Annotated in this window: 17 protein-coding genes and 2 tRNA genes; 12 read left to right on the forward strand and 7 right to left on the reverse strand. The window is 44.6% G+C overall.

The features are described from left to right. Nucleotides 1-26: 26 nt before the first annotated feature. From pstB to FKV70_RS10480, 7 genes are all read left to right on the forward strand, one after another. Complete coding sequence (gene pstB, locus FKV70_RS10450; protein ID WP_142612795.1) at nucleotides 27-785, forward strand: phosphate ABC transporter ATP-binding protein PstB; 759 nt, start codon at nucleotides 27-29, stop codon at nucleotides 783-785. A gap of 40 nt (nucleotides 786-825) precedes the next feature. Beyond that, nucleotides 826-1,485: a phosphate signaling complex protein PhoU gene (gene phoU / locus FKV70_RS10455; RefSeq protein WP_142612796.1), complete on the forward strand. Its 660-nt coding sequence runs from the start codon at nucleotides 826-828 to the stop codon at nucleotides 1,483-1,485. Between the two features lie 175 nt (nucleotides 1,486-1,660). Further along, nucleotides 1,661-4,315, forward strand: coding sequence for a DNA polymerase I (gene polA / locus FKV70_RS10460; RefSeq protein WP_142612797.1), 2,655 nt, complete (start codon nucleotides 1,661-1,663; stop codon nucleotides 4,313-4,315). 71 nt (nucleotides 4,316-4,386) lie between these two features. After that, on the forward strand, nucleotides 4,387-5,217 hold the full coding sequence (gene mutM / locus FKV70_RS10465; RefSeq protein ID WP_063213103.1) for a DNA-formamidopyrimidine glycosylase: 831 nt from the start codon (nucleotides 4,387-4,389) through the stop codon (nucleotides 5,215-5,217). A gap of 111 nt (nucleotides 5,218-5,328) precedes the next feature. Next, nucleotides 5,329-6,126 carry an MntP/YtaF family protein gene (locus FKV70_RS10470; protein WP_142612798.1) on the forward strand — a complete coding sequence of 266 codons (798 nt, stop codon included), beginning with the start codon at nucleotides 5,329-5,331 and terminating at the stop codon, nucleotides 6,124-6,126. Nucleotides 6,127-6,136: 10 nt separating this feature from the next. Next, complete coding sequence (gene coaE, locus FKV70_RS10475; RefSeq protein ID WP_142612799.1) at nucleotides 6,137-6,733, forward strand: dephospho-CoA kinase; 597 nt, start codon at nucleotides 6,137-6,139, stop codon at nucleotides 6,731-6,733. Beyond that, nucleotides 6,730-7,293, forward strand: a complete 564-nt coding sequence (locus FKV70_RS10480; protein WP_063213100.1) for a lytic transglycosylase domain-containing protein — start codon at nucleotides 6,730-6,732, stop codon at nucleotides 7,291-7,293. The genes coaE and FKV70_RS10480 overlap by 4 nt, the downstream gene beginning before the upstream one ends. 118 nt (nucleotides 7,294-7,411) lie before the next feature. Here FKV70_RS10480 and FKV70_RS10485 read toward each other — a convergent pair whose 3' ends face one another. Continuing rightward, entirely contained in the window at nucleotides 7,412-7,636 is a 225-nt protein-coding gene (locus FKV70_RS10485) for an alpha/beta-type small acid-soluble spore protein (RefSeq protein WP_013309613.1), read from the reverse strand. Nucleotides 7,637-7,741: 105 nt separating this feature from the next. On the opposite strand from FKV70_RS10485, the gene nrdR reads away from it, so the two are divergent. The 4 genes from nrdR to FKV70_RS10510 all read left to right on the forward strand — a co-directional run bounded on the left by nrdR (nucleotide 7,742) and on the right by FKV70_RS10510 (nucleotide 9,917). Next, nucleotides 7,742-8,209: a transcriptional regulator NrdR gene (gene nrdR, locus FKV70_RS10490; protein ID WP_013370366.1), complete on the forward strand. Its 468-nt coding sequence runs from the start codon at nucleotides 7,742-7,744 to the stop codon at nucleotides 8,207-8,209. Between the two features lie 128 nt (nucleotides 8,210-8,337). Continuing rightward, a tRNA-Ala gene (locus FKV70_RS10495) sits at nucleotides 8,338-8,413 on the forward strand. A gap of 11 nt (nucleotides 8,414-8,424) precedes the next feature. Further along, nucleotides 8,425-8,497 (forward strand) — tRNA-Lys (locus FKV70_RS10500). 541 nt (nucleotides 8,498-9,038) lie between these two features. Next, the gene (locus FKV70_RS10510; protein WP_142612800.1) at nucleotides 9,039-9,917 is read left to right on the forward strand and encodes a radical SAM/SPASM domain-containing protein; all 879 of its coding nucleotides are present in this window, start codon (nucleotides 9,039-9,041) and stop codon (nucleotides 9,915-9,917) included. Between the two features lie 215 nt (nucleotides 9,918-10,132). Here FKV70_RS10510 and FKV70_RS26540 read toward each other — a convergent pair whose 3' ends face one another. From FKV70_RS26540 to FKV70_RS10530, 6 genes are all read right to left on the reverse strand, one after another. Then, on the reverse strand, nucleotides 10,133-10,603 hold the full coding sequence (locus FKV70_RS26540; RefSeq protein ID WP_244310709.1) for a hypothetical protein: 471 nt from the start codon (nucleotides 10,601-10,603) through the stop codon (nucleotides 10,133-10,135). After that, on the reverse strand, nucleotides 10,575-11,207 hold the full coding sequence (locus FKV70_RS26545; protein WP_244310710.1) for a DcrB/PsbP domain-containing protein: 633 nt from the start codon (nucleotides 11,205-11,207) through the stop codon (nucleotides 10,575-10,577). The genes FKV70_RS26540 and FKV70_RS26545 overlap by 29 nt, the downstream gene beginning before the upstream one ends. Before the next feature lie 151 nt (nucleotides 11,208-11,358). Continuing rightward, complete coding sequence (locus tag FKV70_RS10520; protein ID WP_081276765.1) at nucleotides 11,359-12,171, reverse strand: DNA alkylation repair protein; 813 nt, start codon at nucleotides 12,169-12,171, stop codon at nucleotides 11,359-11,361. Nucleotides 12,172-12,237: 66 nt separating this feature from the next. Further along, complete coding sequence (locus FKV70_RS10525; RefSeq protein ID WP_244310711.1) at nucleotides 12,238-12,531, reverse strand: redoxin domain-containing protein; 294 nt, start codon at nucleotides 12,529-12,531, stop codon at nucleotides 12,238-12,240. Then, entirely contained in the window at nucleotides 12,515-12,646 is a 132-nt protein-coding gene (locus FKV70_RS26895) for a hypothetical protein (protein WP_269203187.1), read from the reverse strand. Before FKV70_RS26895 ends, FKV70_RS10525 begins: the two co-directional genes overlap by 17 nt. Before the next feature lie 96 nt (nucleotides 12,647-12,742). Then, complete coding sequence (locus FKV70_RS10530) at nucleotides 12,743-13,438, reverse strand: Crp/Fnr family transcriptional regulator (RefSeq protein WP_142612801.1); 696 nt, start codon at nucleotides 13,436-13,438, stop codon at nucleotides 12,743-12,745. A 196-nt stretch (nucleotides 13,439-13,634) separates the two neighbouring features. Here FKV70_RS10530 and FKV70_RS10535 point away from each other — a divergent pair, with 196 nt between their 5' ends. Continuing rightward, nucleotides 13,635-14,717, forward strand: a complete 1,083-nt coding sequence (locus tag FKV70_RS10535) for an ankyrin repeat domain-containing protein (protein ID WP_142612802.1) — start codon at nucleotides 13,635-13,637, stop codon at nucleotides 14,715-14,717. The last annotated feature ends 29 nt before the right edge of the window (nucleotides 14,718-14,746 follow it).

Below are 14,746 nucleotides of genomic sequence, written 5' to 3' on the forward strand. Positions count from 1 at the left end.
TGCAACACGAAGGAGATCATAAATCCATGAATGATTCCGTAATCCGGATTGATAAGCTGAATTTGTATTATGAAAAATTCCACGCGCTGAAACATATAAACCTGGATATTCCTGAAAAAACAGTAACAGCCTTCATCGGCCCCTCCGGCTGCGGCAAATCAACTTTGCTGCGTACCCTGAACCGGATGAATGACATGATACCGGGAACGCGTATTGAAGGCACTGTGAGCATCGCAGGTCAGGATATATATGGCGATACCATGGAAGTAGAAATGCTGCGTAAACAGGTGGGCATGGTCTTTCAACAGCCTAACCCGTTTCCCAAATCCATTTATGATAACGTGGCCTACGGCCCGCGTTTGCATGGAATTCGGCAAAAGGACAAGTTAGATGAGCTGGTGGAGCAAAGTCTGCGGCAAGCAGCACTGTGGGAAGAGGTTAAAAATTTCCTGAAGCGTTCTGCTCTCAGCTTGTCCGGCGGACAGCAACAACGACTATGCATTGCCCGGGCGCTTGCTGTACAGCCTGACATTTTACTTATGGACGAGGCGACATCTGCGCTGGACCCGATTTCAACAATGAAGATTGAAGAACTGGTTCAAGAATTAAGAGACACGTATACCATCGTTATGGTGACGCATAACATGCATCAGGCAGCGCGTGTGTCCGGTCGAACTGCGTTCTTTTTGAATGGGGTTGTAGTGGAGTCAGCGGATACAGAGACGATGTTTTCCACGCCACAAGACTCACGTACGGAAGATTATATTTCCGGCCGTTTTGGCTAAAGCCAACCTGATGATTATGAGGAGAAGGGGTGACTTCGAAATGATTCGTAGAAAAGGTTTTGATGAAGGATTAGAAGAACTGAGAGCCGTACTGCGCGAAATGGGTGCACACGTTTCGAAGGCGCTCGATCAGGCTATTGAATGTTTGCAAACCAAAAATACAGAAATGGCCCAGCAGGTGGTCAAAAATGATGCATCCCTTAATACAATGGAAGAAAATATTCTGGATATGGGCTCCAAGCTCATTATTACCCAGCAGCCAGTAGCGAAGGATTTACGCCGGATCATTGTTGCATTTAAAATTTCCAGTGATTTGGAACGTATGGGCGATCTGGCACTCGATATTGCCAAGGTCACACTTCGCTTGGAAGGACAGCAGATGATCAAGCCGCTGGTCGATATTCCACACATGGCTTCCATTGTTAAAGAAATGATTGACGATGCGATCAAATCCTATTTGGATGAAAATACGGATCTGGCTTACAAAATGGCCAAAGAGGATGATCGTGTGGATTCCATGTACAGCCATATGATCAGTGATCTATACGCTTTTATGGTAGAAAAGCCAGCAGAGGCTTCACAGGCCATGCTGCAATTGCTTGTAGGACGATACATTGAACGTATTGGCGACCATGCTACGAATATCGGTGAAAGCACTGTATATCTCGTGACCGGAGAGAGACCAGATTTAAACCAGTAGAGCTATGGGTATATAGCGGTTGTTTCCAACCCAGACTTGTCTTTGAGTAAAAGGCAAATTGGGCCAGGAAACAGCCGTTTTTTTCTGAAAAAGAGTCTTGTATGTTAAGATAGGAAGAGGAATGTGTAAAACGTAAGAACGTTACGAATGCATTGATGAACTTGCGAGGTGCGAAATGGATAAACTCATGCTTATAGATGGTAACAGTATTATATACCGGGCGTTTTTTGCTATGCCGCCGTTGACGAATTCAAGCGGACAACAGACGAACGCGGTGTATGGATTTACGACGATGTTATTACGGCTGTTGGAGGAGCACAAACCAACTCATATTTTGGTTGCCTTTGATGCTGGTAAAATTACGTTTCGCCATCAAGGATACGAGGATTACAAAGGTGGACGGGAGAAAACACCGCCGGAGCTGTCCCAGCAATTTCCGCTGCTGAAAGAGCTATTGACCGCCTTTGGTATTGCCCAATTTGAACTGGATGGCTATGAGGCAGACGATATTATAGGCACCCTGTCCAAAACAGCGGACGAAGCGGGCTTCAATGTGCTGGTTGTGACTGGCGACAAGGATATGCTTCAATTGGCTTCAGATCATGTCACGGTCGGCTTGACCCGCAAAGGGGTTACCGAGGTGGAAACGTATGGACCTGAACAAATTCAGGAACGTTACGGGTTGAAGCCGCTACAAATCATCGACCTTAAGGGTCTGATGGGCGATACGTCGGATAACATTCCTGGTATTCCGGGCGTGGGTGAGAAAACAGCGCTCAAGCTGCTGCATCAATATGGTTCAGTCGAAGAGGTGCTGGCGCACACGGATGAGCTGAAGGGTAAAATGAAAGAACGCGTGGAGACACATGCTGACGATGCGCGAATGAGCAAGGAATTGGCGACAATTTATCGGGATGTAACGTTGGACAAGCAGCTGAAAGATGTGGTCTTCAGCGGACTGCAGGCAGAGACGGCGGGACCTGCTCTGGCGAAGCTGGAGTTCAAATCCCTGCTGGATCGTTTATCCTTATCGGGCGAAGTCGGCAGTACTGGAGTCGGCGTAGAGGAAGCCGCAGCAGATGTGACTGTGCTGGATGAAGAGCGGATTAGCGAATTGGTAGAAGTGCTGAATAACGTAGATGTGCTGCATGTGGAGACGCATGGTGATAACCCGCATCATGCTGAAATTGTAGGTCTGGTATTTGCTGCAACGGGACGACAGTTTTTTATTACACTGGATGTTCTGCAAAGCGATGCAGCTATCCCAATTCGCGCATGGCTTGCAGATTCTGAACGCAAAAAACGCGGTCATGATCTGCATCGTACGGACTTGGCTTTACACTGGCATGGAATTGAGTTTGCGGGCGCCGAGTTTGATGTGCAATTGGCCGGATACTTACTCGACCCGACAGATGCGAATCAGACATTGAGTGGGCTGGCAGCCAAGTATGGCTTGTCTTCAATTCGTCCAGACGACGAAGTGTTCGGCAAAGGAGCTAAATATAAAGTTCCTGACGTGGATGTACTATCCGATCATGTAGCGCGTAAGGCAGCGGTGATCGAAGCATTGGTACCTGTGCAGCAGGCGGAGCTGGAAAAGACGGAAATGCACAAGCTGTTCCATGAGCTGGAGATGCCTTTATCCCGCATTCTGGCGGATATGGAGAAGCAGGGTATTTTGGTGAATGTAGAGGAACTGCGCGCTTTGGGTAAAGAATTCGAAGCCCAGATTGCAACCTTGGTGGGTGAGATTTACAGCATTGCAGGGGTAGAGTTCAATCTTAATTCGCCTAAGCAGTTGGGTGAGATTTTGTTCGATAAACTGGGTTTGCCTGTTATTAAAAAGACAAAAACCGGTTATTCGACTGATGCAGAGGTGCTGGAAAAGCTTGCTCCATATCATGATATTGTGCAAAACATTTTGCAGTACCGCACCATTGCCAAACTCCAATCGACGTATGTCGAAGGATTGCTTAAAGAAATCTCGGAAAAGACAGGTAAAGTGCATACGTATTTCCGGCAGACGGTTGCGGCCACTGGACGCTTGAGCAGTCAATTTCCAAATTTGCAGAATATCCCGATTCGCCTTGAAGAAGGACGAAAAATCCGTAAAGTATTTGTGCCCTCGGAACCAGGCTGGTCGATTTTGGCGGCAGACTATTCACAAATCGAGCTGCGTGTGCTGGCTGATATTTCGGATGATGAGCGTTTGAAAGAGGCTTTTGTCCATGACATGGACATCCATACCAAGACTGCATCCGATGTGTTTGGTGTACCGGCTGAAGAGGTAGACTCCAATATGCGACGCTCTGCCAAGGCGGTCAACTTTGGGATTGTTTACGGGATTAGCGACTATGGTCTATCGCAAAATTTGAATATTACGCGGAAGGAAGCAGCTCGCTTTATCGATCAGTATTTCGACGTGTTCCAAGGTGTGCGTCGTTACATGGATGATATCGTGAAGGATGCGAAGAGAGATGGATACGTAAAAACGCTGCTGGAGCGCAGACGATATTTGCCAGAGATTAACGCTAGCAATTTCAACCAGCGCTCGTTCGCCGAGCGTACTGCGATGAATACGCCGATTCAAGGAACCGCAGCCGATATTATCAAGTTGGCCATGGTGCAGATGGATGCAGCGCTGCGTGAACGCAATCTTCGAAGCCGTATGCTGCTGCAAGTGCATGATGAGCTTGTATTCGAGGTTCCGCCAGAGGAAATGGAAACGATGAAAGAACTTGTCCCGGCTACCATGGAGGCTGCATTAAAGCTGGCTGTGCCGCTTAAAGCGGAGGTAAGCTATGGCAGCAATTGGTATGAGGCCAAGTAAGATATTTCAATAAGCAGTTAGTCCCAATTTGACGTTGCTTCCGTTATAATATAGGGTGAGGTGAAGACATCATGCCGGAATTACCGGAAGTAGAAACTATTAAACGAACACTAAACGAGCTTATCGTAGATAAACATATAGATCATGTAACCGTAAATTTGCCGCGTATTATCCAACGTCCTGATGATATCAACGCTTTTGCAATGGAATTGGCTGGCCACCGGATTACGGGAGTGGAAAGACGCGGTAAGTTTCTGCGGATTTTGCTGGACGGGCTGGTGCTTGTCTCCCATCTTCGGATGGAAGGACGCTATGGATTGTATTCACAAGATGATCCTGTAGAAAAGCATACCCATGTCATCTTTCATTTTAAAGATGGTACAGAACTGCGCTATCAGGATGTACGCCAGTTTGGCACGATGCACTTATTTCCGGCAGGCCAGGATTTGCTGGAAAAGCCGCTGAACAAGCTCGGTTTGGAACCCATGGACGAGGCATTTACACCTGAAATGTTGCGTGCTGCTGTTGGTACTCGTTCGACTTCGATCAAGGCAGCGCTGTTAAACCAGTCATATGTGGTAGGCATCGGGAATATTTATGTAGATGAATCGTTATTTAAGGCAGGAATTCATCCTGCACAGCCAGCCAAAAGCCTAACGGAGAGTCAATTTAATGTACTGCATGAAGCTATTGTCTCCACGTTGGGCGCGTCGATTCAGGTTGGCGGCTCGTCTATCAAATCATTCGTTAATGGACAAGGTAAAACAGGCGACTTCCAGCACCAATTGCAAATCTATGGACGTAACGCGAAGCCTTGTATTAACTGTGGTACATTGATCGAAAAATCCGTCGTAGCCGGACGTGGCACACATCATTGCCCGATCTGCCAGCCTTTGCGCTAAACAGGCATAGTCACCCCAAGCCCATCCCTCTCATATATTGTACCAAGTACCAATACTGCGATGGGAGTCAGCTGCTGTAAGGCTCAGCCTTCGCAATGGGAGGGAATTGGAGTGGCTAATCATTGGGGAGCCCTGCTGTTATTAGCATTTGCACTAAGTTTGGACAGTTTCGGAGTCGGTGTTACATATGGTCTGCGCAAAATGAAAATTCCATTGTTGTCGATTGCGATCATCTCCGTTTGTTCAGGTTTGGTGATCGGCATATCTATGCAGCTCGGTGAATTACTATCCCGTGTCCTGTCTCCTGTATATACGACTGCTTTCGGTGCTGTTATTCTGATCTGCATCGGCTGCTACTCTTTAATTCAGGCTCTGTATCGCAAGGAAGATTTGACGGAAGAAGCAGCGGAAGTCCCTGGGAATCTGCGCTTTACGGAACAGGCTGATCCAGGGAATATATCTGCTCTTGCGGGGAAAAAAAGTGCTGAGGATGCGGATACAGAGTCTATACTCAGCTCTGGAAAAGGCCTATCGACAGAAACTTCTCTGGAGTTACAGCAGGAGGAGCGAACGTTATTTTCGCTGGAGTTCCGCAAATGGGGGCTTGTGATTCGGATTCTTCGAAGCCCGTCTGCAGCGGATATGGACCGTTCCGGCAGTATATCTGCAACCGAAGCGGTTTGGCTAGGTATTGCATTATCGGTCGATGCGTTTGGAGCGGGACTAGGTGCAGCCATGCTTGGTTTTCACCCTCTATATACTGCGCTGGCAATTACGTTGTTCAGTGGTGTATTTTTGATTGCTGGTATGAAGGCAGGGTTTTTCCTGTCAGCATTTCGATTTATGAAGGCGCTCGGTGTATTGCCGGCATTATTATTGATTATGATGGGCATATTGAAGCTGTTATGAGGTGAAAAGCATGAATATCGGATTAACCGGAGGGATCGCTACCGGAAAAAGCACCGTATCGGCTCTTTTGGTTGCCAAGGGTGCGCTGCTGATCGACGCAGATGCCATTGCCCGGGAAGTCATGCTTCCGGGGCATCCGGTGCTGGCGGCGGTCATACAGCATTTTGGACAAGCAATAGTGAATAATGACGGAACCCTGCACCGTAAAAAACTGGCAGATATTGTATTTGGAGATCCTGTACAGCGACAGGCACTTAACGATATTACACATCCTGCGATTCGTGAGGAAATGCGTCTGCGCATGGAAGCTTATGAACGGGAGCAGCCGGACAAGCTTGTTTTGGCCGATATCCCGTTAATGTATGAATCTGGACTGGAGAACCTGTACGAGGAAATTATGGTTGTATATGTTCCGCGTGATGTTCAGCTCCGGCGCCTGATGCTCAGAGATGGTTTAACAGAAGAGCAGGCCGAACTTCGCTTGTCGGCACAAATGGATATCGAGCAGAAAAAAAGTTTGGCTGATATTGTTATTGACAATAGCGGAACACAGGCTAAGACAAAGCGGCAAATTGATCAGTTTTGGCAACGAAAGGGACTTGCATGAACATTTTACGTAAGAAAAGAGTCCTGCTGACATTGTTTGTCGGATTTGTCCTGATTCTGTTCCTCAATTCCAATTGGATGTCATGGTTTTACCCGATTCAATATAAGGATGAGATTCGGCAGTATTCACAGACATATGAAGTGGACCCGTTTTTGGTGGCGTCTATTATCCGCGTAGAAACAAACTTTAAAACCAGCAAACAGTCACACAAGGGTGCGCTCGGGCTTATGCAGATTATGCCAAATACCGCTAATTGGATCATGGACAGTGCCCAGATTCAAAAGGTGCCGCTGGAAAGTGTCAAGCACGAGCCTGGCACCAACATTGAGCTGGGAACCTGGTATTTGCATAGCCTGTCTATGAAGTTTCAGGATAATCCTGTGGTCATCATAGCTGCTTATAATGCCGGTCCAGGTAAAGTTCAGGAATGGCTGGATCAGGGAGTGTGGGATGGCAAAGAAGAGTCCATCAAGCAAATCCCTTTTGGCGAGACGCGGCATTATGTACAGCGAGTCATCTACTACTACAGGCAATATACAAAAATTTATGGCCAGTTTTAGGTGACAAGTTAATGACAATATGAACCTTTTCGCATTAAAATGAAAAAAGCGCAGGACAGGCTGTTTTTAGCAGCCTATCCCTACACTTTTTCGTATTACTTCTGCATTATTACCGAGATTATTGATATTGACCTGCCAATTGTTGTTCGGCGATCGTTACGAGGCGTTTGGTGATGTAGCCCCCGATCGAACCGTTCTCATAGGAAGTCATGTTACCTTGGTATCCATCTTGAGGAATGCTGATACCCAGCTCTTGAGCGATTTCATATTTCATTTGCTCCAGAGCACCGGAGGATCTGCTGACTACCAGGTTGTTGGAGTTGCCATTGTTTCCTTGTGCCATTGTTGTTCACCTCCTCGCGACGTGGTAAACATATTATGATCCGTTTCGACAAAATTATTACTTAAAAGCTTCGGGAATTTATTGGAAAAAGGAAGTGATGAGATTATGAAATGTCCGTATTGTGCTTACAATGGCACGAAAGTGTTGGATTCGCGTCCAGCAAATGATAATAAGTCCATCCGACGTCGTCGTGAATGCGAACAGTGTGCCAGGCGCTTTACCACCTTTGAGATGGTGGAAGAGACTCCACTGATGGTCATCAAAAAAGATGGTAGCCGTGAAGAGTTTAGCCGTGATAAAATGCTGCGTGGTCTCATTCGAGCCTGTGAGAAGCGTCCAGTGTCTGTTGAGCAGCTCGATCTGATCGTATCCCAGGTGGAAAACGCCATCCGCAACACAGCGGCCACAGAGGTGGATAGCCAGCAGATCGGTGAGCTGGTCATGGAACAACTCTATCCTGTGGATGAAGTCGCCTACGTTCGCTTTGCGTCCGTCTATCGGCAATTCAAAGACATCAATATGTTTATGAAAGAGCTGAAAACACTGTTATCCAAAGATACAGACAGCGACTGATCGCTGACTGTATCTTTTAGGGCCGTGGTGAGAAAAAAATATATTTTTTTTATAAAACTATTGACACAGGGTCAAATATTTTATATGATATAGAAGTCGCTTGAAACGTTAAATAACTTGCTTGTGACGGGGCCTTAGCTCAGCTGGGAGAGCGCATCGCTGGCAGCGATGAGGTCAGGGGTTCGATCCCCCTAGGCTCCACCAAATTTTATTATGGACTCTTAGCTCAGTTGGTAGAGCAGTTGACTCTTAATCAATTGGTCCAGGGTTCGAGTCCCTGAGAGTCCATCCTTTAGAAAAAACGGCAGAGATGCCGTTTTTTTGTTGTTTATATATCTATTTTTGGTCTAACCAAGGACAGATATGGGTGAATGCGCGATTTGCTCATTCATCATAGAATGGTCGGCTTCCGGGATATGAATGACAGACAGCAGCTCTGAAGGGATCTTTTTGCGATATACTTGCTCGGTGTTTTACATCTACGTTAATATCTTTTCCCGCTAAAACTAAAAGTACAGGTGAATTAAGGTAGCTTAATTCTTCAGTAGAATCAGAACGAAAATTTTTGCCTATAAAGCTCCATCTTTCTGTGGGGATGATATCGTCAGGATCCGCTATGCTTAGGTATTCTTCATAGTAAGTCTGATTTTCATCTGTGTATAACGGATACAGGATAGATAATTGGAATAACTTCACTATAAACCTTAGGTCAGACCTAAGGTCAATAGAAAATATCCGCAGAGTTTACCTCTCGTTCATAACCCGTTATAATCATTAGATTAGTGAGCATAAACCAAATGTTCAGGATGAAGGTTAGAATGGGGAAATTATGTTGAAGACATTTAAAAAGGTATACATTGAGATCACAAGCATTTGCAATCTCGCCTGCAGTTTTTGCCCTCAGACACAACGGGTCAAAAAATTTATTGATCCGGAAGTCTTTCGGAATGTGCTTGATCAGGTCAAGCCGCATACGGATTACATTTATCTGCATGTCAAAGGAGAGCCTTTGCTCCATCCCAAAATTGACCTTTTGTTGGAGAGTGCGCATGAGAAAGGCTTAAAGGTCAACATTACGACCAATGGTACTTTGCTGCCGAAAACTGGGCATAAGCTGCTTGGTCAGCCGGCGTTACGGCAGATGAATTTTTCTCTTCATAGTTTTGATGGACATGAAGGTTCTGTGGATCGAGAAGGTTATTTGGGTCATATTTTTACGTTTGTCAGAGAAGCTGTGAAGCATAATGTCATTATTTCATTCCGTCTCTGGAACCTGAATCAAGATAATTTGACGAATGTGCAGCGTCAGCGCAACCGGGAGACACTGGAACAATTGGAGCAAGAGTTTGGACTGGACTATCGGATTGAAGAAAAAGTAATTCCGGGCAGTGGAGTTAAAATTGCTCCTAATGTATATTTGAATCAGGATTACGAATTTGAATGGCCTAGCCTGAGTGCTCCGGAAGATGACGGAAAAGGTTTTTGCCATGCGCTTCGTAGTCAGGCGGCGGTATTGGTGGACGGAACAGTGGTCCCTTGCTGTCTAGATGGAGAAGGCGTCATTAATTTAGGTAATGTACATGAGCAATCATTTTCCGAGATCGTGGAAGGTGAGCGTGCAAATCGTTTGTACTTTGGATTCTCCAAAAGAAAAGCAGTGGAAGAGTTGTGCCGAAAATGCGGGTATCGCAAACGGTTTGGAACCTAATACATAGAGGTGGAACTTCAAGCGACAACAGAATAGATTTCAAGAGAAATAGCCCTAGTCCTTTTATAGGGCTTTTTCTTATGTTTGGACAGGGGCTGAGCGCTACAGAATCAGTGAAATTTTTGACAAGCAGAGAAGAAGCTGAGCGATAGATGTCACATAGAAAAAATCCGCTTACACAAAGATTCCTAAGTGCTTGGCGGATTTTGTCATGTCTATATCTCTATTTCTCTGTATGTTTTGAAATACCGTTGAAATTCAGATTTCTGACTATCGTAATAATCAGCTCTCGTACAAAAAATAATTTGAGAGAATGAGTCGGTATGTTCAAAAAAGGTGATTAAATACATAATTTTTACTTTATCGTTCTCTACCCATACTTCGTATTGTAAACCTTTTCCAGCCCTTTTGAGTACTAATTGAGCTGAAAACTCAGCGTAATCTTTTAATGTAATCATTGAGGATTTCTCATACGGCAGTTCGGATTTCCAATCCTTGATGATCGCCATGTATGCATCGTTTTTTTCATACCAGGCTTGAATTAGCGCATCCGGATTAAGAATTAAACCAGTCTTCCATACATAAGGAAGACGGATTTGTTGCTGGGCATCTTCACTTTTAAAAGTTTTAAAAATAGTTGTCGAGCGAAGGTCTGACTTAACTTGTGAGTCGCTTAATATTTTCAAGGAGCTGGCTATAGTTGCAAATTCGTGATGTTTTTCTACTGCAAGAGCCTCCCCTTGAATAGATTAATACTTGAAAGTAGTGCTGTTTACTCTCTAACATGGCACTGAAGTAATAGACCTGTTGGCCATTGAATTTCCCACAATAATCGGCTGTTCTGGCTGTTGTGGAATCAATCTGGATTGGGGTAGTTTCCACAGCCCTAAAGTTTTCAAGGCCCAGTGTGGAGACTTCTTCGCGTTGCTGTACAAATTCATCAAGCGTCATGTTACTTGCATAGGCTGATTTGGGGATACGAAAAACTAGGCCTACATTCTTATTTCCTTTGTCAGCAACACTTAGCACTGCGTCCAGTTGTCCCTGTTTAAATTTGCGCCAGCCAGCAGGGATTGTAAGAGCCACAAGATCCTTTTCCGAGGTAACCGTATAAGCCTGTGACTGTGTGATGGGTAGGACAGTCCGACTTTTTTTATCTACACCCGTTGTATTACGAGTCGCATTGCCTACACTAGAATGTGTTTGGGCTGTAGTTGCTGGATTTTTAGAGGTGCAACTGGTAAGCATGAGCACTGCGATCAGTGCAAGAACATAAAATCGAAAATACACAAAACTGAATTGTATGTAAATAACTCCCTCTGTTTCATATTTATAAAGGGAATTTTAACCTTTTATAAAATCATAAAGAAGAAGCGTTTGTCCTGTTTGCATAGCTCAGGGCTTATGGTTGTTGTCACGGTGATGAAGAGGAGTCTTACGATTATTTCTTTTTGTCCAAGCTTCTTTGGGCCCGGCTGACTATTCGCCTCGTTTCCTTGGTGTCCGAAGTTTTCAGCCATGCATTACAAACTTGAAGCACCCATTCGGGGGTAGTTTTGCTGGCATCATTCAGCCAATTGCCCACGGAATCCTGAACATATTTGACCGGATCAGACTGAACAGCCTCCAAGAGAGGAAGGGCCAGCTCGGGATGTGTTTTTAACTCCGGGATGTGTTTGGCCCAAACGCCTTGTGGCCGGGTTATTTCAATGGCAAAACGACGTATGTTAGCATCCTCATCTCGTACCCAACTGTGCAACAGGGCAAGCCCTTCAAGCAGTTGCAAGGAGATGGATTCCCTCACAGCCATCCAGGCAATTTCACGTACTCCGAAATGGGAATCTGCTGCAAAGGGACGAATGCCAGCCAGTTTGTCTTCTACACTTAAATGGGGATCAATCCCCACGATATAGGCAGCCCAGCAGCGAATACTGTCTGAACGATGAGTACTCATCGCGTCAAAGAGTCGAGTGCGTTCTTGAGGTGCTTGTAGTTTCAATAGGTTCAGCCATGCTCGCGCAATGGCAGGGATTATTTTCATCGTCTTCTTTTCCTTCAAATGATCCAACTCGGACAGGAAAACATCGGATAATTGTTGCAAGTCAAGTTCAGTAAGAGCATAGTGCAGCAGTACAACATGATCAATTGCCAGCCATTCGGTGAGATTCACTGTCTCAAGCTGACCCTGTTGCAGTAGCAAAAGCACATCCTTAGGAATATCTGTTCCTTTGCGAGCTCCTTTGCGTTGTAATATCGAATCTGGCATTAGGATCGGACTTTTAGAGTCCATATACTTCCTCCTTTTTGTGTCTTTATGTATTCATGATGATTTTAGAGAGCGTAGAATCTGTAGTACCTCTGCAGGCTCCATTCGTTTTTGGTAGTCAGCATCAGCAAATCTTGCACGAATCATACCTTCTGAATCAATGACAAATGTAGCAGGTACAGGAAGCTCCCAAGCGTTGTCGCCATTAAATGTATCCAAGGATATGCCTAATGATCTGTAAATTTCATGTGCATATTCAGGAAGTCTAAATTTGAGGTTGTATTTTTCTGCTGTTTGATTATGTATATCACTTAGTACATGAAAGCTCAATTCATTTTTTTGCTGCATGTTTATTGATTTCGCGAATCGTTTTCTCAAATGTATCGAGTATCTCTTGGGGTAGCATTTTTTTCATATCAGTTCTGGCTGAATCCAGTTCATTTTGCAATCTTGAATTGTTCATCTCATTCACTCCATATCGTATATTTTTGGGTAGGTATACGATACTTCTTTTCTTTGGAATATAGATGTAATGTAGTTTACAACTGCTGTATTTGCTTTATAGGTCCCATACATTTCTAGCATCAGACAATAGTTTTTCACGATGGATATAAATGGTTTTAAAGCCGGTTCTAATGACTTTTTCTTTGACTAATTCCTGAAGAGCAGCTGTTACGGCTTCACGGGTGGCCCCGACCAGATTGGCAATTTCTTGATGGGAGAGAGGAAAATTGATTTTGTAATATTCATCATGGCTTTGGAGGACGAACTGATCGGACAATTTCAGCAGAACATACACAATTTTATCCTGTAAATTCCCCAAAGCCAGATGCTGGGCTAAGCTGCTCATTCCTGAGATTCTGTCACTTAATACCTGGATCATGTTCATCATAAACCGGGGATGCTGGATTAAAAAATGCTCAAATCGGTCTGTGTCCATCAAGCAGATATCGCATTCTTCAACCGTTTCTATATACAAGTCCCGTGTCCCCAGCGAAATCATGTCCATTTCACCGAATACATTTCCCTCATTGAGAATATCTAAAGTGAACTGCTTCCCATCGGCATTCAGCTTGTAGAGACGTACCTTTCCCCTTTTCACAAAATAAAGTCCCATGGAGAAGGTATCCGGGGTTTGAATAAATGTATTTTTTGGTATAGTCGTAATGGAGGTCATTTGATCCATTTCAATTAAATCTTCTGGTGAGAGACTATGTAGCAAATTAAATTGGGATAAGTATTGAATGCTATTCATATATTCTCCTCTTCGGTGCATGGAGTACGCAGAATCATAATACAATTATAGCTTCTGTAAGGCATTTTAACCTCTATTACTTATTTAGTTGCAGTAGGTGATTAGATGAATTATGGGGAATCAGGCGGGTTTTTGTAAAGGCAGCAATGGTATAAAATATATAAATAATAGATACATAGAATAGTGAGGGAATACGATGATCCAATTAAAAGATATTGGCAAATTTGACGCTCTTCCAGAAATCGCAATGTATATTGTAGAAGGCAATATATCAGCTTTGCACCAGGCACTGACCGAAGGCTGGGATATCGAACAAGAAATTAAACTCAGCAAAAATATAAGGATAAGTCCCTTAGACCTTGCGCTTATTTCACAGCGAATGGACGTGTTAAAGCTTTTGGTGGAAAAAGGGGTTCAACTCAATGCAAAAGATCGCCCTGCATTTTTAACAGCTGTTCGGTACTGCTCAGAAGAAATTGTCCGCTATGTGGTGGCCCATGGGGCCAAGCTGGACGGAAAAAATAAAGTCAAATCCGGTGCTTATGAGCAAGCCTATTATGGCAATAAAAAGAATATCCCGCTGATTCACGAACTTGGCCTCGATATAAAGCAGCATGGGGGAGCAACGCTGCGCAACGCAGTTAGTAACCATGACCTGAACACTGTAGCACTACTGTTGGAGCATGGTGCAGATATTAATTACAATGCCTCTGATATGGTGTATCCCTATAAAGCGACTCCTTTAACTGTAGCAGCACGAAATAATGATTTTGCGATGGTTAAGTACCTGGTAGAGCATGGGGCTGACGTGACACTGGCAGAAAAAGGTGGAGATCGGGCATATACGATTGCTGTTAGCAATAAGAACGTGGAAATGGCCGAATATCTAAAGTCTGTGGAACCGCCAGCGTTTCATAATCTGGAGAATAAACGACATGCCTTAAAAAGCTACAAGCTTCCGAAGGATCTTACAGCCTTTCTAATGGGGGATCAGCTCCGTGTAGACCTGCCAGAAAATGATTTAGGCATCCAATTTGTTGAGTTCTTCTCTTTCATTGATACGGTTGAGATGAAGGTAGGTCGGCAAAAGCTGTTGCGTTTGTCTCTAGAAGTAGATAACTATTCGGATATCCTTTTGGTGTGGAACCCCAAGTACAAGTGTCTGGGCTATTACGATGAGGAGCATCAGGAATATGCGGATGTATGCAGCTTTGCTGAGTTCTTTGCGCAGCCGGAAGATTATCTGGAGAAGATGATTGAGGGTGAATATTTATCATAACAAGGTGAGCCATGAATGCGGTATGCACG

Source organism: Paenibacillus ottowii (assembly GCF_006874425.1).
Taxonomy (GTDB): Bacteria; Bacillota; Bacilli; order Paenibacillales; family Paenibacillaceae; genus Paenibacillus; species Paenibacillus ottowii.